Here is a 19109-nt window from a genome sequence, read left to right on the forward strand (position 1 = left end):
ATGCCACAAATTATATTTTTACCTCATGAAGAGCTTTGTCCAGACGGTGCCGCATTGGAAGCTGAACAAGGCGAAACGGTTCTGGATGTTGCATTAAAAAACGGCATAGGCATTGAGCATGCGTGCGAAAAGTCGTGTGCATGTACAACTTGTCACATTGTTGTGCGTGAAGGGTTCGACTCGCTGGATGAAAGCGACGAGCTAGAAGACGACATGCTAGATAAAGCATGGGGATTAGAGCCTGAATCGCGCTTGGGATGTCAGGCAATTATTAAAGACGAAGATTTAGTCGTAGAGATCCCAAAGTACACCGTTAATCAGGTGTCTGAAAATCATTAAGCAGCAAGTTATGTATCCTAAAGGCAATGAGTTGGTTCATTGCCTTTTTTATTTTTAAATGAAACTTGTAGATGCATTCTAGCTAAGTACAACGATTAGGGTTGCAATAAAGTAATAAATCTTAGGAGTGCAATACAATGTTCAGATTAAGTGGGAGTATAGTTTTGAAAAGGTTTGCAGCAATAATTACCACACTATTGTTATTAAGTGCGTGCGGTGGTGGTTCAAATGGAAGTGAAGGTGATACACCTATTGTGCCTCCGGCGATAAATCCACCAGTTGAAACGCAACCGAGTGACTCTACATATACTCGAACTATCGATGATCAACCAGATGTAAGCCAAGATCAGCATACAATTCATGTAGTTTATGCTGTACCCAAAGGAAATGAAGATTTAGAAAGAGACAAAACGTATGAGTTGCAAACATCAGTGTTAGCTGCTGATAACTGGTTTAAGGCAATTTCAAACGGCAAACAGCTGAAATTAGATTTACAGGAGAACGGTGATCTTGATGTAACGTATTGGGCACTAAGTGTAACAAATACAGAGTTACGCGATGGTGAACAACACATGAGAGATGTACTAGAAGCAAAAATAAAAGAAACAAATTGGTACAACCCGAATAAGCTGTATGCGGTATATTTTGAAGGTTCACATCAGAATACTTGTGGCGATGCATCAACTACTGGCGGGCATATTATTGCCTTATACCTTCACAACGCCACTGAAAACCCTGCCTACAATTGTTCCAATAATCAACTGTCCAGTAGTGTTGACTCGAATGGTTATGTTGAACACGTTTTAATACATGAAGTGGTGCATGCTTTAGGCGTCGCTCATACCACCGATAGTAACAAAGATTTGATGTACGCAGGTTCTGAGCCATGGCAGCCAGAAATACTCGATTTGAACAATGATGACTATTTTATGCATAGTGACACTAATAAAGTTGATATCTTATTTAGTACTTTTTTAAAGCCTAATGATGGGGATGATCTTCCACCAAATTGGGAAAGTAATAATTAACTTAGTAACTAATATTTATCGTCAGTTGGTTACTGAAAATAGCCTGCCACCTAAGTGATATGTTACCTTAAGCATCAATAGAAGTATTTGCTTGGGTAACTTATGATAAGAACAACAATCCCCAAACACATTGTAATTGTTGGTGGTGGCACCGCTGGGTGGATGAGCGCTAATTTGATGGCGCATAAATGGCGAGAGTTAGGTGTTAAAATAACCCTTATTGAGTCGAAAAAAATGGGTACTTTAGGAGTCGGGGAAGGAAGCACTCCCTTTCTTAAAGACTTTTTTCAAACATTAAATATTCCTGAACATGTTTGGATGCCTGCATGCAATGCAACCTATAAGTGCGGTATACGTTTTCCAGATTGGTCTACGGTAGCTAACAATACAAGCTATTTTCATCCATTTTACTCTGATATTGACGGCGAATTAGCGCAACGCTTTTTTTATAACGCCAACACTAAACGTAATGGTGAAAACGCACCTACAAATCCTGATAGTTTTTTTGTCACTTCCGCACTGGCAAATGCTAAAAAAGCACCCAAAGCACTCAATCACGATACTGAACATTCATTGAGTTATGGTTATCATTTCGATGCAGAGTTATTAGGGCAGTTCCTAAGCAAGCATGCTATTAGCTTAGGTGTTAAGCATATTGATGACACAATTACGCAAGTGATTGCCAATAAAGTAGGCGATATTGCGTTATTAAATACAGAAAAGCATGGTCCAATTAGGGCAGGCTTTTTCGTAGACTGCTCTGGATTTAAAGGTTTGCTAATTCAGGATGCGTTAGGAGAGAAGCTTACTTCGTATAAAGACTACTTATTTAACGACAGTGCGGTGGCAATTCCAACACTTCATGATGGCTTAAGTGGCATGGCATGCGAAACAGTTTCTAAGGCGTTAAAGCATGGTTGGGTTTGGCATATTCCACTGATAAATCGCATGGGGAATGGGTATGTGTATAGCTCTGCTCACAGTAGTAAAGAGGCTGCTGAACTTGAACTTAGAGAGTTGCTAGGAGATAAAGCAATAGGGCAGAAGGCGCTACATCTTCATTGGCAGCCTGGCCGAATAGAAAATCATTGGAAGAAAAACTGTGTAGCAATAGGATTATCACAGGGCTTCTTAGAACCGTTAGAAGCGCCAATGTTGTATTTAGTGCAACGCAGCATTGAAAGCTTTATCGAAAAGTTTACCCAAGGGAGTTTCACCGACGAATATCAGCAAGCCTTTAATAATGAAATCAACAATATTATTGATGGCACGCGCGATTACCTTCAAGCTCATTATAAAATAAATTCACGTAATGACACTCAGTACTGGAAAGACTGCAGAGAAAATACAATGTTATCCCCTGTGTTGGTAGACCTATTAGATAGCTGGAAAGCAGCGGGTAACTTCGACATGGCTTTAGAGCGAAACATGGCGAAACTAGCCTATCTCAAGACATCTTGGTACTGCTTACTAGCAGGCAAAAGTTTTTTTAATGAATCCAACCAGTTAAGCCCAAGTGCTGAAGCACTTAAGCATCAAGATATAGCTGCTGAGAAAAGCCACAGTTCGGCGATGAAATTTTATGATCATTTAGAATATTTACAACGGTTTCATAACAAAGAAAGCGTGGAAGGAGTCAATTGATTTGAATAGTTCTACATTAAGTGAAAAGTACGCTAAGGCTTTACAGCTGCTTTCAGGACACGAACACAAACAAGCAGAACAACTGTTTAAAGAGTTAGTGCAACACAAACCACAAGCTAGTGAAGTATATGAAGGACTGGCTTATTGCTATTTGGGTATGAAGCAATTTGACCAAGCTATTGCAGCATTTAGCAAGGTGACAGAGTTGCAGCCAAGCTCAGCCAGTGCATGGGCTAATTTGGCCGGAATGTATTTTGAAAATAACCAAGTAGAGCTTGCTGAAAAAAACTTTAAACAAGTGCTCGAAATTGATGAGCAGCATAGCCAAGCTTGGCACTTTTTGGCGGTTATTCAATTTACTAAAAAGCGATATGTTGAATTGGTATCATACCAAGCCAACGCATTGCAGTATGACGCTTTTGCAGGTGCGGTAAACCAAGCTAGTGATGCTTTATCATCCGGAAACACAAACGAAGCGGTTCGTATTTGTGAAGCTATCTTGGCTAAACATAATCGTCATCCGCGAGCATTATTTATTCTTGCTTTACTTGCCGTTAAAAATGGAGCGTTAGAGCAAGCAATTAAGTATCTTGAAATAGGACTTGGATATTGCCCTTATGACGACCAACTAAGAAACTTACTGTCACAATTACATGCGCAAACACGCTTTTATAGTAAGGCATTGAGTGAGTCTGAAGTCCTTGTGGCTCAAAAACCCTTAGAAGCTAATTACTGGCTATTGCATGCCGATCATTTAGTTAATGTAGGGCAATACCATAAAGCGTTAGAAGCTTACCAACAAGCGATAGGCATACTAGGCGAAGATCATCAGATAAGCCTTCAGCAAGCACATGTATACAAAGCATTGGGCGATACAGCCAAGGCCATTCATTACTATCAAATATGTTTAGCAAACCCCTCTACCAAAGGATCTGCATTTTGGGCACTGGCAAATATTTCAAAAGTAACGTTTTCCGATGATGAGGTGTCTGAACTTGAAAATATGGCGCTTGATCCTGACTTATCCCCAGAGCAAGCCTGCCAAGCAGCTTTTGCTTTAGCAAAGCACTATGAAGATAATGAGCAATACGATCGTGCATTTTCTACGTACCAATCAGCAAATTTAAATAAGCCTGGGGCTAGTTTTAATCCAGATAAATATCAGCAAAAATGCTTATCGTTAATCGACACATTTTCAGAGCAGTCGTTAAGTGTGTGCGCGCCAAAAAAAGAAGGCGCTGCCACCCCTATTTTTATTATAGGACTACCGCGTTCTGGCTCAACGTTGGTTGAACAAATCCTTGCAAGCCACTCTTTGGTTGAGGGTACAATGGAGTTGAAAATACTACCGGCCATTGCGAGAAAAGTATTTTTATTAAGTGTCCAAAAAAATCAAAATGCTAGTGGCAGTCTTGAGCGCTTTACGCCAGAAGAGTTATCCCAGTTTGGTGATATGTACCTAGCAGAAAGCGAAATTTATCGCACTGACAAGCCTTACTTTATTGATAAATTGCCACCTAACTTTCAACACGTTGGCTTAATAAAGAAAATATTACCAGAAGCAATAATCATAGATGTGAGAAGGCAGCCTTTATCCTGCGGTTTTGGGATATTTAAGCAGTATTTTGGTCACGGTCATGACTTTAGTTATGATCTTTCACATATCGCATTCTATTATCAGCAGTATTTACTGCTTATGGAACATTGGCATGCAGTCTTACCAGAAGAGATATTCTACTGTCAGTATGAAAAGTTAATTGAAAACCCAGAAGAACAAATAACAGAACTATTAGCTTTCTGCAATTTAGAGTTTGAAACAGGCTGTTTACGCTTTTATTCAAACGACCGTGCTGTTCGCACTGCAAGTAGTGATCAAGTAAGGCAGCCATTAAACCGTAAAGGAATGGATATGTGGAAGAACTATGAAGTGCAATTAGAGCCACTTAAGCAAGCTTTCAGAGAAGATATCCTAGAGATCCATGCTGAATTTATATAACACCAGTTTATCGGTATTGTCTTAGATAAAAATCGAAGCAAATTAAAGCAATAAAAAACCCAGAGCATGCTCTGGGCTTTTTTATAGAAGCTAATTATTAGCTATTACATCTTATAAGTAAGGCTTGTGTAATATAAACGACCGATGTTGTCATAACTTGCAGTACCCACACCCGTACCAGTAGTAAAGTTAGGCAAATCTTTATCGAATACGTTATCAATACCAAACTCAATTGTTACACCGTTTTCAAATGAGTATCCGGCGCGAATGTCTGAAATAACATAGCTTGGGTAACCCATAATATTGCTTCGATCTGGGTTAAGCTCTAACTCTTGAGGAGTAAAACGACTTACGTCCTCTAGGTAACGAGTTCTCCAGTTAGCTGACCACTTATCGCGTGTATAGCCCACTAATAAGTTTGCCTGCCATTCCGCTTCACCAGTTGTTCCTGCATTTTCAATAAATTGAGTAGGTTCAATTTGGAAAGGAAACTCTTTACGTGTTTTTAAGTAAGTAGCAATAAACTGCGTTGACCAAGCACCGCCTAACGTATCAAAATCATAACCTACTTCAAAGTCGATACCTTGCGCCTTTTGTTTTGCAACGTTTTGCGTAATGGTACGTACTAGACGAATTTCATGATCCGCATCGCGAGTAACTAATGCACAGAATTGGTTATCAATACCGCCAACAGATTGAACACATTTATCTAAGATATCTTGTTCATCAACTTGGTCAATAGCGTCTTCAATTTCAATGCTCCAGTAATCTACTGTTACTACGAAGTTTTCAATGAATTCAGGCTGATAAACTAAACCAAATGTGAAACTGGTTGACTCTTCTTCTTTAAGGTCTGGGTTACCACCTACTTCAAGTTCAATAGATGCAACGGTTGCTAGTGCTTGGAAGTCAGTAGGAATACCTAGCGCAGCACAGTTAGCAATAGTAACAGGATCTTGCGGACGGCCTTCCTGACAAGGATCATTTACCTGACCAAAGCTTTGTTGCAATGGACCAAATAATTCACTGATATTTGGTGCACGAATTGCTTCTGAAGCGGTTGCTCTGAATCTTAATTGATCATTTACTGCCCAGTCAGCACCAACTTTCCAGCTAGTCGCACTACCAATGGTGCTATAGTCTGCAAAACGAAGTGCTGCGTCAAATGTTAAATCTTGAATCAAGAAAACATCAGAAATAACAGGAACAGACATTTCTGCAAATGCTTCTTTTACATCAAATTCACCATGCTCTTCCTGAAGGGCTGTGAAGAAGGTTGCACCAGTTGCAGCGAAAGGATCTGGAATGTCATCACTTTTTTCTTTACGGTATTCAACACCTGTTGCAAAGCCTACAGGGCCTGCTGGTACGTCAAATAGTGCACTATTATTGAAGTTAGCGGCAAAGACAGTTTGTTGAACTTTACTGTTACTGATAGAAGTAGTGCTGAACCAATCTGCGGCTAATTGGTCTACGTTATTTGCTCCAAACAATGTAGTAGGAATACAACCATCTGCACGCGCAGCTTCACTTCTACAGCCTATTGAGCCATCATCAAGTACCACAGCATCAACAGATTGACGTAGTCGCTCGGTAATTACGTTGGCACGGTTAGTTTGCTCACGTGTTGTTTCGCCATGCACACCATAGATGTCAAAATTCCAATCGTCGCCGATAGAACCATCAACGCCCACTACAAAACGCTTAGTTTCGCGGACATTTACTTCTGCACGACGACCAACATCTTCCATAAAGCGGTGAAGATTAATGCTATCTAATCCTTCATTATCCATTAACGTAGCTAAAGACTCATGGATAAATGCGTTATCACGCTGAATTGTAAAGCCGCTGCCGTATTCGAAGAATGACGGTTGGCCAATTGAGTCAGCTTTAGTTCTTACAAACTTAGCTTCACCATAAAGGTTAATTTCGTCAGTGATATCGTAATTTGCTTTTGCATTGATGTTTAACGTTTTAAAAGTAGGCTGTAGCTCGGTGTATTTATTTAAGTCGAGCATGTCACATTCACCAGAGCATCGGCCCCAATTGTATGTAGTACCTAGTTGTTGCTGGCGAACACTGCCATCTGGATTGAAAATATACCAGTGCGCTCCATTTGCGTCATAAGTGTAAAAGTTACCAGCTGTTGAATCATCATACCAAGCTGCATCTTTTAGCCATAGTCTGTCTGGAATGCCATCATGGATGCCATCAGTATCGCCATCAGCTGGATTCGAAAGACCACTTGCAGTTGGAGTGCGTGTTTGCTCTCGATCTGCTGCATTCATGCCGTCTTGACGATAATGAGACACAGATAAACCAAAATTACCACGGTCATTATCAAAGTTTTGACCGAATGATATTGTTACTTTGTCATTGTCATAAGGGCCTTCTTCAGCATAACTTTTAGTAGCATTAAAGGTTAAGCCTTCGATGTCCTTTTTCAAAACAAAGTTAACAACACCAGTTACAGCATCTGCACCATATACCGCAGAAGCACCACCAGTAATGATTTCAACACGTTCTACCCATGCAGTAGGAATGGTATTGGTGTCAACTGAGCCAGTGCCAGGACTACTTGATACATGGCGTTTGCCATCAACAAGTACTAATGTACGGTCTGTACCCATACCACGTAGATCTAATAAGTTAAGGCCTGCAGTACCAATGGAGTTACCAGCATTCGCTAAAGAAAAAGTGTTAGCAAGTGCAGGTAGGTCGTTAAGCGCTTCACCGATACTAATAGCACCAGTTTTTAGCAGGTCTTCGCCACTAATTACTGTTACTGGTGAAGGTGCGATTGCTCCTTCACGTAAAATACGCGAACCAGTGACCTCAATTTTTTCGACTGTTTCTTCGTTATTGTTTGTATTTTCTTGAGCAAGTGCAGAGGCAGACGTTAATGACAACGTAGAAACGACAGCACTCCAAACCAAGTTGGTTTTAAGTTTGCCTAATGAGTTTTTTGGCATGTGACTTCCTTTTTTACTTTATTGTAATTTACTTATTGAGAAAGCGAGTATTCTAGCAATTTTACGACACGTTTTGATTTCTAAGAGTCTTTTTAAATAGATGGAATCACTAGAAAAATTATAACGCTCAAGTTAACCATGTATAAAATTAACCTTCAATAACGAATATGTAAAAAAGCGTGAATAAATTCATTCATATGGATGATGTTATACAAAGGTAGTGAATTCTGACGTTAGGTAAGATAAATTTACTATTTAAGATAACTAACTTGATATAGGAATACTTGCTGAATCATGCTGTCTTTATTTAAAACTAAACCATTGATTACGGATGAACAGGAAACATGGTTGTTGGAAACGTTTTGTTGGGCGCTTGAAATGTTTGACAGCGAGTTTTTTGTTGAAGAGGCGCAGCTTGTTCTCCCTACACCTGCATTTTTCCCAAAGTCAGTGAATAGTATTGAGGAAATGGCGCAGCATGTGTTTTCTCAGGTAATGCAGTTTAGCGGGATGAGTAAGTGGCCAATAAAGCTAGTGGCGCCGCAGCAAATGATTGCGCAGTCATTTCCGTTATTTGGTTTTAAAGGCAGAGTGAGAGGAGAGGAGGCTGCCCCGTATTTGCTTACCAGTGCGCCGTCAAGTTCACAACCGTTAACTGATTACTCGCACGGTTACAGCCAAGCCGCAACTTGGTCTTCCGCAGATTACTCAGTCTCTGCTCAACAACAAACTATTCCTCCCATTTTAGTGTCGTATAACCCGCAGCAAATTAATCAGCCTCAAGACTTAATTGCTTCATTCAGTCAAGCGTTAGCGCTTATTCTCATCAAGCAAGGGCAGGCATTGCCACCAGGTGGCGAAGCGCTGATCCCGCAAGCTGCTGATTTGGTATCTTGTTTTTTAGGCTATGGTGTGATGTTAGGAAATACTGCCTATCATTTTAGGGGCGGGTGTGGGTCTTGTTATAACCCTTATGCCAATCGTCAAGCGGCATTGTCAGAACCGGAAGTAATGTATGCGTTGGCACTGTTCGCAAAATTGAAAAAAATAGATAAGAAGCATGTATTACCGCATTTAAAGTCTCATTTACGAGGACAATATAAACGAGCAAGTAAAATGGTTTTTGAAAGGGTGGATAATAGTGCGAACCCGTTATTGCAATCGCTACTATAAAGCCCTAAGGGTTATCTGCTTTATATTTACTTTTGACTGGATCTGCAAACTGAAAGAGTAGAAAACCAATCAGCGACAGGACAATTGCTATCTCATAACGTGCGTAAGCCACTGATACGCCAATTGCGCCAGTAAGCCAAATGCCTGCTGCTGTTGCGGTGCCGCGTACGTTTTTAGATTGTTTGATAATAGCGCCACCACCAATAAAGCCAATTCCTGTGATGATACCGTACATGACTCTGGCTTCGGCATCTTCACTGGTGCTGTAAACATCCATAGCGACCAGCATAAACGCACAACATGAAATGGCAACTAAAGGGAAAGTGCGTAACCCTGCACCCTCAGATTTGTTCTCACGATTGATAGCAATGGGTATAGAAAGTAAGAATGCGATTCCCAACTGATAAAAGTGGAACCAAATGAGTGCAACATCAATATCTATATCGAATTCATGTTTCATAAAGCTAACCAGTTATTGTTTTTATTATAAATTTTTAGGGTGTATTTTCTAACGTTGAAGCATCAAGCAACCTGTTGATGATCACTTGTCAGTCTAGAACTAGGGGAGATCGGATGCAACTTTATTCGTGTTTCATCTTCGTTCTGGTAAGCTGTGTAGGTAAACGATTTCTTATCCGCTCGAAGTTTTGTTTAAATGGAAGAAGATATAAATCAATCAGCCTCGGATGCCCTTTATCGCCCCCTCCAACGCCAAATTGTAGTCGTTCGCCAGCCTTATAATTGATAGTTGAGGCTTTCACAAGGGTGCCGAAAAGCTTGTCCCAAATGGCAAGTGCTGAACCTAAATTCTTATCGAAATGTAGCGGGTTATCGCTATGATGAATTTGGTGTTGTGCAGGGCTAATGAATAAGTTTTCTAGTTTATTGCCCCAACTTAGCCAAACATGTGAGTGGCGTAAATTTGCGCCCATCAGGTTAAACAAGAATACAAAAATGTTTGCCCCAGCAATATCCATCATACTTATGCGTGGGCCAAATAAATAATATGCGATGCCAACGGCGATCCCTTGCGCAATTGCCATGCGACATGCATAAAAATAGCTCTCGATAGGGTGGCTACGATATATGGTAAAAGGGGTCAGTACCGTTGCGCTATGATGCACTTTGTGAAAGTCCCATAGGATCGGTACTTTATGCAGCAAGAAATGCAATATAAAGCGGGTTAAGTCGTCAATAATAAAGAGCAGTAAAGTAAAAAAAAATATAATGGTGCTGCGATCTTTTGTCAGAGGGGAGATATCGCCAAACCAACTCGATAACCAATCAGAAAAGCCAATGGCGATAGGAACCATAGCCACAATAATTGGGGCAAATATCAATGCTCGGATAAACCGATTGATTATCCATAATCCATAATCATGCTTTGCGCTCTTTGCCAGCCATATCCGTTTAGGAAAAAGAAAACCTATGAAGCCAGCGGCAGTTTTTTTACTGGTGTGATTCTTGGAGCTATCAACATGATGGTAAAAAAAGTATACGGGGATTGTTAGCACAAGTGTTGATAGCAAATAGCCATAATAAATGCGTTGGTTGGCATCACTAAGGTAGCCAACCAGCGCATACAAGTTACTGTTTAAGATGGTAAGTAGTTGCTCAAACATACTTATTAAACAGTACTTTTTGTGTAGCTAGATAAACACTCATTTAGAAACGGTATTTATAACCAAGGTAAAGTTGTTGAGGTTTGCTAGGACGTGCACCGTAAGGGCGGCGACTAACTATTTCAACGTTATCGAATAAGTTATCGACTTTTGCATAAATAGAACCGTATTCACCAAAGTCGTAACTTGCCGATAAATCCACTACCGTGTAAGCGTTAGTAGTGATGCCGCTTAATGATACATCGTCACCTGCCGCTTCATGCATTTCACCAACATATTTCACTAACATATTTGCTTGCCAGTTATTAGCGGCAAGACCAAACATCAGTGTTACTTGATGGTCTGGTAAGTAAGGTACCTCGTCACCCGGTGTGATGTTACCCCATAATTCAAACGTTGAATCTAGCGGCTCTTTAAATTCAGACTGAGTATGAGTATAGGTCACAGACCAAGGTAAATCGTAGCTGCTAGTTAGGTTTACAGTGTTTGAAAATGATGCTTCAAGACCGTAAACATCGACTTCTCCGCCATTATATTCTTGATCTAACCGAGCTGAATTCGCGCAGCTAGCAGAGGTTGAAAATGAACAGCTTTCTTTTAAATTCTCAAAGTCGTTGAAAAAGCCAACTAACTCAGCTTTCATCGTGCCATTATTGTAACGACCACCCAGCTCATAATTAGTACTTTTTTCTGGTAACACTTCAGGAGACTGTTTTGGGCTGGTTGGCACATAGCCTTCATGTATGCCTGCAAATAATCCAGCGCTATCTGACAGCTGATAAAATGCTGATACGCTTGGTAGCCATACCCGAGTCGTTTTTTCTAACCAGTCTTGTTCTTGGCCTGATTTCAAATTTTGATAACGACTATCAACAAATTCGCCACGTACACCTGCGGTAACTTCAAGTGCTTGCCATTTGATTGTATCTTGTAAATAGACTGAAATGGCTTCGCTGTGCTCATAATTTTGTGATGTAAATGTGGCTGCATCAGATGCTAATGTCATGGCACCAGATTGCATCGCATAGTTTTCTTCAAAGTGATTACGGGTAATACGATCTTCGTGAAAACGTATACCGGCTTCAAACACTTGCTCAACGCTGTTATGTGCTAAACGATAGCTGGCATCTGACTGTATGCCTTGTGAATAGTATTCGCGGTCATTAGTGCCAACGATAAACTGTTCAGCTCTACTTTCACTGTCTTTTTGGCCAGTTAGTATTTCATAGTAGGTTTGATTAATGCCGTTAGTAGGATCCGCTAAAATATCTTGCAATGTACGAGCGGTAGATTGCGTAGTAGCAGAAAAACCATTTACTTTACGCCATGCGCGCTCAAACTCATTTCGATAAAGGCGGGTAGTCACGGCAAACGTTGACGACGACACATTATGCGTTAACTGGAATTGTTGATGCTCCCAATCCATTAAACCCACTTGCGTTGCTGCATACCGACGAAACGGGTTGGCATCAAAGTCTTGATCAGTTAAGCCCAAGTATGTTTCGTTAGAGGTTTCATCAGCATAGGCGAGTTTTAGCTCGAAATAGTGGGTTAAGTCGTTATTGTCTAATTGGTAGCTCAGCTTAGTCATGATGTCGTTTTTATCAAAACCAGAATCTTCGCTAAATTGGCTGTTGTTAGCGCCGTCGATAGTTTTAAAGCCGTCAGCTTGACTGTGAAGTGCTTCAACAAGAAAGCCAATGTCATTCTTACTAGTGCCTGCATACGCATGAATTTTGTTATAGGCATCAGAGCCAATCGCAAAATCGAACTGCCCTTCAAATTGTCCATTAGTATCTGCCGGTATACTGCGAGTGTTCATGTTAAGTGCACCAGCAACGGTATTTGGGCCATGCTTAATGGCTGACGGTCCTTTAAACACTTCAACAGCGGTCATGCGGCTAACCGTAGGGAAGTAATAAGCCGCAGGAGCAGAGTAGGGGGCTGGACCAATTAATACGCCATCTTCCATTATGGTAATTTTCTTACTACGTTCAGGTGTTACACCACGAAATCCGATGTTTGGACGCAAGCCATAGCCGTCTTCTTGGCGAATATTCACGCCAGGCACATTGGCTAATACGCGGTGGATGTCGTCATACTCAAACGTTTCAAGTTCCATTTCGTCGATTAATGTAGCAGAGCCTGCTTCAGTACGAAGTTTGTTCTCATGTCCAATAATTTGAATATGTTCAATTACCCCAGTAGGGTTTTCCTGTAATTTCGCTTTTTTAGCTTCAGCTTGTTGGGTTGGTACACTTGGCTGTATATCTTCATTTGCTAACACCGGCGAACTAAATATTCCACTTAGCGCAATCGTGATTAATGACAACTTGTGGCGCGATAATGATGATTTCATTAGTCGTTATCTCCTGCTGACGTTTCAGGTAAGTCCAATGCTAAGGTGGTGATAAAAACGGTTTTCAGTTGATCGGTAACATTTTTGACGTGCTGATGAAGGTCTTGCGCTTTTTGCTGATCATTAATAATCATATGCTGAAATGAATGCTCAGCACTATCAATTGCTTCAATTGCAGCATTAATGTTGGCTTGCATCTCTTGAGCAGCATTAGCAGCGTCTGCCGCAATTAAGTAATCATCGAAGCCTAATCCGTCAGTTGCGTTTTGTCGATGACCCAAGAATAAGTGAGAAAAACCAATTAAGTTGTTTTTAATATTTGATAACGCATTGGCGCTTAATGTTGACTCTATATCGTTAATACAAGGCGCTAAATTACAGCTATTGTCTTGCAAACCAATTGGTACGGCCATTTTGGCGTCTTTCGTAACACTATCAATATAAAATAAGCTATCGCTGATATGATTAATAGCGTCATTTGCTGTTGGGAATAGCGTATTACTATTTTCACCTGCACTTGTGAGTTGAGCAGCGAACCCATCTTGAGCCGTCCATTCAGTTAATAGTTCGTTTGCGCTATGTGTTAAATCGTTAGCAACTTCAACCGCAAACGAACATCTTGCCGCTAATCGCTCTGCTTCAGGGCGCGCATTCCAACCTGACGGTGCTAATGCGTCACTGCTACAGCTATGAGCTAAGCTCTCATTAAATAATAAATATTCAAGTGCATCTAAGCCTCGGCGAGTGTCGGTACGGCGTGTGATGTCGTAAGGTACACCGTTTATTTCACCGTTCTCAAAGTGAGCAACATCTTGATCAACAGCGCAGTGTCCAACCAGTGGCCAAGAATAAATTTTATTACGTAGTTTACTGCCGTCAGTTAATAAAGGACCTACTTGCATGACTTCTATTTGTTGCCATGTATTCATGGCATTTTGCCATGATTGCTGCGCGGCTTCTTTTAGCGCTGCAATGTTGTCAGTGTTACTTTTTGCCGCGTCGCAGTATGCAAGTGTTGCACTTACTTGTGCTTCAGTTAACGCTTTGAAGTCAGTAAAAGTGGGGGTAATAACCTGATCGACAATCTGTGTAATCATGGCTTTTTTATCGAAAGTGGTAGTGTTATCGTTGCTGCTGGTTCTAAATTGCGAACCTTCTGAACTACTAGTACTTTCACCGCACCCAGAAATTGCAAAAAGTGCAATTAACGCGATAGAAGACGATTTAACTATCTGATTATTAAACATTCTTTTACCTATAAATCTTCAAGTGTATATGTACGACAAAGGGCGATAGATTAAAAATCTATCGCCCTATTAAGTTATGTATTGATTGAGTTGCTGTTACCAGTTCTCAACATTTTCTGAATCAAATCCGTATGCATCTTGTAATAAAGCACGCGCAGTGATTAATTTTGCGCGGTAAGTTGCAATTGCTTCAGCATTTAATTCTGGCATATCACCAATGAGTGACTGCATAGTTGTATAATTTTCATCAGAAACGGGAGAGTGAGGGTTAAACTGTAAGCCCAATGAAAACCCTTTTAGCTCTGACCAGTGTTTAGCAAGATTTTCATAATTGAAATCGTCACTGCCAAATGCATCATAATCTGCTAATACGTCGTTGATATAATGAACAACCGTTGCAGAAATAGACATTTCCCAGTTACTTAGAGCAATATCGCGCTGTGCTTTAAGCTCGCTCATTTGTTCATCTGTAAGTGCTGTTGCACCAGCATTAGTAATGATTTCACGACCTTTTAAGAACGCGTTCATTGCATTTGCTGTGAAGTCGGTTGCGTTAGTATTGTCTTTCGTACCACGATCACGCTTTGCTGCATTAGTAGAGTTACCGAAGTTGTACTCTGAATTCAGGTCGATCATTGCATCACCATCAGTATCGTGGTGACCTTGCCAATCTTCACGGCCATCTTTTGCGGCAATTTCGTCATCAGAGTAATCTAAATAGTCACGAGCCGCGCCAAAGTAACCAAAACCTTCGTCGTAATTATGCTCTAGTGCGGTGTAAGCTTTACCGTCAACTTGTTGAGTATTGTCAGACAACAATCCTTTGCCTGCAACATCATCATCTAAATAGTCGTCAGCGCCTTGTGAGAATGCAACCGCGCCTAGTAAAAACTTTTGTACTAGTTGCTTTAAATCTTGACCATTAGCCGTTAGGTAAATTTTGTTAATGTCGTTACCTAATGCATCTTGGCGAATAGCACCATCTAAATATGCTTGTGCGTGATCGCCTAACATATCGAAATATAATTCAACGAGTGATTCTGGCGTATAAGCGCCTTTTGCTCCCCAACCTTCAAAGTCTGTGCTCCAGTCTTTATGTTGACCAGTTGCGTCGTTGCCTGCAATTTTACCGCTTAAGTCTTTCTTAGAAGAGGAAATGTCTTTCAGGGTTTTTTGTTTGGTTTCAGGAGAGGCTGTAATTGTAAGAGCACGTTCACCCAGTACTAAATCATATTCTTCGCTGGTCACTTTATATAGTGACATAAGCTTTGCGACAACATCCGCTTTATTAGTAAGCTCACCTGCATCTAAATCGGCTTTCAAGCCAGAAGAAATGTAGTTAGTTAACTCTGAAATTAAAACATGACGAGCAATTTGACCGCTGTAATTTACGCTAGATTCATTGGTGAAATTGCTTGTAAAAGCATATACGTCTAATACGTCTTCAACAGTGATGGTAAGAGTTTTTGTTAAACTATTATTTGCGCTGTCTGTTACAGTTACATCTACATCAACACTATTTGTTTGTTCAAAGTTAAGTGAAGTAGACTCTGCAAGTTTTAGTTCGTTTCCAGAAATAACAAAACGTTCGTCATTTATAGAATAAGTGAATGTGTCAGTGCTGTTTGCATCAGTTGCACTTAGTGTTCCAATCGTCGCTCCAGCTGCATTTTCTGAAACAGTAGCAGATGAAAGTGTGATCGCTGTTGGCGCTGTATTGGTAGGCGTTTCTGTAGCAGGAGTGTCTGATGAAGAGCTTCCGCCACATGCGGTAAGACCAGAAGTAAGCAAAATAACAGTTGTTGCAATCAATGACTTTTTAAATGCTTTCATTGTTTTAAATTCCTAGTACGACGAACGTGTTGTTTTAATCTAACCACTTTATTTTAACGCTCTTCACTATTATGTGATTGTATTGAAAAGATACTCATTAATAATGATATATAGCGCGTTTAATTTTATATAAAGCCGAAATTAGAATACGAATAATTCTCAATTGCGATGGATTATAACAGCATATCAATGAGAATCAATCTCATTAGCATTACTTTACGATAAAAATTTAATCAACAAATTTTCCGCAAGTGCACAAGCTGGATGAATGAGTAATGCGTTGGATTTATTGATAGGCTAAAATACGTTGAGAATGAATAGTCTTTTAATGTTGAGAGAATAAATTGAAAAACGTATTAATTTTACTACTCAGTTTTTTAGTGGCTGCTTGTGCTAGCACGCACCAAAATACCCGTGGTAATGCTGCAAAAGATTCAGCGTATGAAACATCGGACTACAGCAAAAACATATATTATGTACAGCATAAATTGATACCTGACTGGTTGTTTGTAAGCGAAGGAGAGTTTTTTAATGATCTTTTGACCCAGAAAGACGGTCAAATAAGGGGCGCGATGTCAGAGATTATTTCTCCTGAATATGCAGCGGCTGTGCAAATTAGGCCAATAGAAAAATGGGGTGTTGAAGCGGTATTATTTATTTTTCCAAGACCAAAAAGCCCAGCCAATTGCTTTTATACCTTGGCATATTTAGATGATGATAAGCTTCATTATCGAACCTACGAAATGGCTTTAAATTTATATGATGACGAGCTTGTTGGTATTGTAGGAGGCTGGACAAGTGATGGTTCTCATAAGAATTATGGTGGTCGCACCTATCAAGATCATGAAAGCTTTATAGATGATATTTTAAGTCACGTTAAATAATTTCGCTTAAAGTGATTACAAGTTAATATCGAAATTTTGTTTCTCAGCGTACAAGTGTAAGTTAATTGATGTATAATCGCCGCTCAAATTTTTGGAGGATTGTTGTGTTAGCCGTTATACGTTTACTTATTCTTGCTTTATTTTTTGTAATGTCGACGATTGCGATGATGTTATTTTGCATAATAAGGCCATTTCATCGAAACAATGTATACCATGTTGCAAAGCTATATGGTTCGATGCATAAACTTTTTGGCGTTGAGCTTGAAGTGCGTAAACACCCTTCAATTAAAAGCGATGAACAATATGTCTATATTGCGAATCATCAAAATAATTATGATTTATTTACAATCTCTGCGGCGGTTCAACCACGCACGGTAAGTATTGGTAAAAAAAGTTTAAAATGGGTGCCATTTTTTGGTTGGATTTATTGGCTAAGCGGCAACATCCTTATTGATAGAAATAATCGCTCTCGTGCAGCAGGCACCATTTCTCAAGCTGCTAATAAAATAAAAGATAATAAATTATCTATTTGGATGTTCCCAGAAGGAACGCGTAGTTATGGTAAAGGTTTATTGCCATTTAAAACAGGGGCATTCCATACTGCGGTACAAGCTGACGTTGCTATGGTGCCAGTATGTATGAACTCAACCTGCAAACGTATTTCATTAAATAAATGGAATAACGGCAAAGTGATTGTTGAAATGTTAGAGCCGATAAAACTGCCGAACAATGCCAAAGAAAATATACGAGAAATCACCAATCAAACCCATGCACTAATGCACGATAAAATTAAGCAATTAGATGCCGAAGTGGGCATAAAGGAATAATTCCTTAATTTGGGAACTTGTACTACGTATCACTTATAATCAAATGCTCGTATAATAGTGCATGTAAGCTTCTTTTGAAGTGATACTGAATAACACGAATTGAAAATAATAAGGCGCAACCATGCAAGACTGGCAAGAATTTACTGTAAAAATTATTGATGAACTTTTAGAAGATGGAAGCGATCCAGATGCGCTACACACGATTGAGCATCACTTTTCTGCCGAGCGATTTGATATACTTGAAAAGGCTGCTGTAGTGGCATTTAAACAAGGTTATGACGTGGGAGAGCCGGAAGAGTTTGAATTGGAAGATGGCAGCCGAGTGCTAGGCTTTGATATTGTTATTGAACAACCACTTGAAGAAGAGTTAATGCTTGAAGATGTGAATAAACTGGTGCAATTTGCCAAAGAAACAAATATTGAATATGACGGCTGGGGCACATACTTCGAAGATGGTACAAACCAACAGTAATTGGTAAAACTAATCAACCTGCGTTTTCCAAGCGCTCGCCGATTTTTAACCAGTCTGGGCGCTTGGTTAGCACATAAAACGCAAGATAGTCGTATATAGAATGTGCAGCTATTACTACTAACATGCTGTTAATGCTTACATAAATCACACCTAGTACGACTCCAATTAAGCTCGTCAGCAAAATATATACCTTAGAAATAGGGTGTGCTAAACCAAATAATAGTGACGATAAAAAAATCCCAGACATTATACTTAACAGGCTCACCGATACACCTTCTGATAGCATGATTAGCTTGGTTAGCTCTATTCCCAAAAGCGCTACGCCACTTTCTATTCCAATCGTTAACCAATAAAGAAATACGCCTCTAAATAGAAGTTCTTCAGAAGTACCTGCCAACACGGCTAGTAAAACTAGTTGTGGCTGTGAGAAGCTTGTTAGCATTGGCCTAATTGCGCGTACTAACTGGTGAAATGTGTCAGTGAAATTCAAGCTAACGATGAGCAGTAAATACAGAAAAAAGTACATGATAATTGCTACAACAGACCCTAACCCTAACTCAAAAAACCAGTTATCGTTCCACCAGTTAATAGCAGTTGAAGGCCAAAATACTAAGACTAACGCAATTACAAGAATAACGCCTTGCCCAGCAACGGCTTGTAAAAACGGACTCTTTTGCTTTGCTGTTGGAGGGGCAATCGTTGACATGTGTTTT

15 protein-coding genes are annotated in these 19109 nt (G+C 40.0%); 8 read left to right on the forward strand and 7 right to left on the reverse strand.

Annotation, left to right across the window (positions count from 1 at the left end; genetic code table 11):
- The 4 genes from fdx to HUU81_RS04895 all read left to right on the forward strand — a co-directional run bounded on the left by fdx (window position 1) and on the right by HUU81_RS04895 (window position 5007).
- A complete protein-coding gene (gene fdx, locus HUU81_RS04880) occupies window positions 1-339 on the forward strand; it encodes an ISC system 2Fe-2S type ferredoxin (protein ID WP_199611143.1) in 339 nt (112 codons plus the stop codon).
- A gap of 164 nt (window positions 340-503) precedes the next feature.
- Window positions 504-1367, forward strand: a complete 864-nt coding sequence (locus HUU81_RS04885) for a matrixin family metalloprotease (RefSeq protein ID WP_199611144.1) — start codon at window positions 504-506, stop codon at window positions 1365-1367.
- Between the two features lie 102 nt (window positions 1368-1469).
- Window positions 1470-3011: a tryptophan halogenase family protein gene (locus HUU81_RS04890; RefSeq protein WP_199611145.1), complete on the forward strand. Its 1542-nt coding sequence runs from the start codon at window positions 1470-1472 to the stop codon at window positions 3009-3011.
- 1 nt (window position 3012) lies between these two features.
- On the forward strand, window positions 3013-5007 hold the full coding sequence (locus HUU81_RS04895; protein ID WP_199611146.1) for a tetratricopeptide repeat-containing sulfotransferase family protein: 1995 nt from the start codon (window positions 3013-3015) through the stop codon (window positions 5005-5007).
- A gap of 104 nt (window positions 5008-5111) precedes the next feature.
- Here HUU81_RS04895 and HUU81_RS04900 read toward each other — a convergent pair whose 3' ends face one another.
- The gene (locus HUU81_RS04900) at window positions 5112-7979 is read right to left on the reverse strand and encodes a TonB-dependent receptor plug domain-containing protein (RefSeq protein ID WP_199611147.1); all 2868 of its coding nucleotides are present in this window, start codon (window positions 7977-7979) and stop codon (window positions 5112-5114) included.
- A gap of 294 nt (window positions 7980-8273) precedes the next feature.
- Between HUU81_RS04900 and HUU81_RS04905 the strand changes: the two genes are divergently transcribed.
- Window positions 8274-9152, forward strand: a complete 879-nt coding sequence (locus tag HUU81_RS04905) for a hypothetical protein (RefSeq protein WP_199611148.1) — start codon at window positions 8274-8276, stop codon at window positions 9150-9152.
- A 4-nt stretch (window positions 9153-9156) separates the two neighbouring features.
- On the opposite strand, the gene HUU81_RS04910 is transcribed toward HUU81_RS04905, so the two are convergent.
- From HUU81_RS04910 to HUU81_RS04930, 5 genes are all read right to left on the reverse strand, one after another.
- Window positions 9157-9612, reverse strand: a complete 456-nt coding sequence (locus HUU81_RS04910; RefSeq protein WP_199611149.1) for an MgtC/SapB family protein — start codon at window positions 9610-9612, stop codon at window positions 9157-9159.
- A 121-nt stretch (window positions 9613-9733) separates the two neighbouring features.
- A complete protein-coding gene (locus tag HUU81_RS04915; RefSeq protein WP_199611150.1) occupies window positions 9734-10774 on the reverse strand; it encodes a sterol desaturase family protein in 1041 nt (346 codons plus the stop codon).
- A gap of 43 nt (window positions 10775-10817) precedes the next feature.
- Window positions 10818-13133: a TonB-dependent receptor family protein gene (locus tag HUU81_RS04920; RefSeq protein WP_199611151.1), complete on the reverse strand. Its 2316-nt coding sequence runs from the start codon at window positions 13131-13133 to the stop codon at window positions 10818-10820.
- On the reverse strand, window positions 13133-14380 hold the full coding sequence (locus HUU81_RS04925) for an imelysin family protein (RefSeq protein ID WP_199611152.1): 1248 nt from the start codon (window positions 14378-14380) through the stop codon (window positions 13133-13135). The genes HUU81_RS04920 and HUU81_RS04925 overlap by 1 nt, the downstream gene beginning before the upstream one ends.
- A 96-nt stretch (window positions 14381-14476) precedes the next feature.
- Complete coding sequence (locus HUU81_RS04930) at window positions 14477-16213, reverse strand: DUF4856 domain-containing protein (RefSeq protein WP_199611153.1); 1737 nt, start codon at window positions 16211-16213, stop codon at window positions 14477-14479.
- 344 nt (window positions 16214-16557) lie between these two features.
- On the opposite strand from HUU81_RS04930, the gene HUU81_RS04935 reads away from it, so the two are divergent.
- The 3 genes from HUU81_RS04935 (at window position 16558) to rraB (ending at window position 18396) form a co-directional block, all read left to right on the forward strand.
- On the forward strand, window positions 16558-17097 hold the full coding sequence (locus HUU81_RS04935; RefSeq protein ID WP_199611154.1) for a hypothetical protein: 540 nt from the start codon (window positions 16558-16560) through the stop codon (window positions 17095-17097).
- A gap of 104 nt (window positions 17098-17201) precedes the next feature.
- A complete protein-coding gene (locus tag HUU81_RS04940; protein WP_199611155.1) occupies window positions 17202-17924 on the forward strand; it encodes a 1-acylglycerol-3-phosphate O-acyltransferase in 723 nt (240 codons plus the stop codon).
- A gap of 121 nt (window positions 17925-18045) precedes the next feature.
- Window positions 18046-18396 carry a ribonuclease E inhibitor RraB gene (gene rraB, locus HUU81_RS04945; RefSeq protein ID WP_199611156.1) on the forward strand — a complete coding sequence of 117 codons (351 nt, stop codon included), beginning with the start codon at window positions 18046-18048 and terminating at the stop codon, window positions 18394-18396.
- A gap of 13 nt (window positions 18397-18409) precedes the next feature.
- Here rraB and HUU81_RS04950 read toward each other — a convergent pair whose 3' ends face one another.
- Window positions 18410-19102 (reverse strand): CPBP family intramembrane glutamic endopeptidase, encoded by a 693-nt coding sequence (locus HUU81_RS04950; RefSeq protein ID WP_199611157.1) that lies wholly within the window; start codon window positions 19100-19102, stop codon window positions 18410-18412.
- Window positions 19103-19109 lie beyond the last annotated feature (7 nt).

The sequence above is a fragment of the Flocculibacter collagenilyticus genome, assembly GCF_016469335.1.
Classification (GTDB): Bacteria; Pseudomonadota; Gammaproteobacteria; order Enterobacterales; family Alteromonadaceae; genus Flocculibacter; species Flocculibacter collagenilyticus.

What these genes read in the sequence shown, in the direction of transcription:
- HUU81_RS04920 (WP_199611151.1), bottom strand. Translation starts at nt 13,133, where the DNA reads ATGAAATCATCATTATCGCGCCACAAGTTGTCATTAATCACGATTGCG.
- HUU81_RS04900 (WP_199611147.1), bottom strand. Translation starts at nt 7,979, where the DNA reads ATGCCAAAAAACTCATTAGGCAAACTTAAAACCAACTTGGTTTGGAGT.
- HUU81_RS04950 (WP_199611157.1), bottom strand. Translation starts at nt 19,102, where the DNA reads ATGTCAACGATTGCCCCTCCAACAGCAAAGCAAAAGAGTCCGTTTTTA.
- HUU81_RS04905 (WP_199611148.1), top strand. Translation starts at nt 8,274, where the DNA reads ATGCTGTCTTTATTTAAAACTAAACCATTGATTACGGATGAACAGGAA.
- HUU81_RS04890 (WP_199611145.1), top strand. Translation starts at nt 1,470, where the DNA reads ATGATAAGAACAACAATCCCCAAACACATTGTAATTGTTGGTGGTGGC.
- fdx (WP_199611143.1), top strand. Translation starts at nt 1, where the DNA reads ATGCCACAAATTATATTTTTACCTCATGAAGAGCTTTGTCCAGACGGT.
- HUU81_RS04925 (WP_199611152.1), bottom strand. Translation starts at nt 14,380, where the DNA reads ATGTTTAATAATCAGATAGTTAAATCGTCTTCTATCGCGTTAATTGCA.
- rraB (WP_199611156.1), top strand. Translation starts at nt 18,046, where the DNA reads ATGCAAGACTGGCAAGAATTTACTGTAAAAATTATTGATGAACTTTTA.
- HUU81_RS04930 (WP_199611153.1), bottom strand. Translation starts at nt 16,213, where the DNA reads ATGAAAGCATTTAAAAAGTCATTGATTGCAACAACTGTTATTTTGCTT.
- HUU81_RS04915 (WP_199611150.1), bottom strand. Translation starts at nt 10,774, where the DNA reads ATGTTTGAGCAACTACTTACCATCTTAAACAGTAACTTGTATGCGCTG.
- HUU81_RS04910 (WP_199611149.1), bottom strand. Translation starts at nt 9,612, where the DNA reads ATGAAACATGAATTCGATATAGATATTGATGTTGCACTCATTTGGTTC.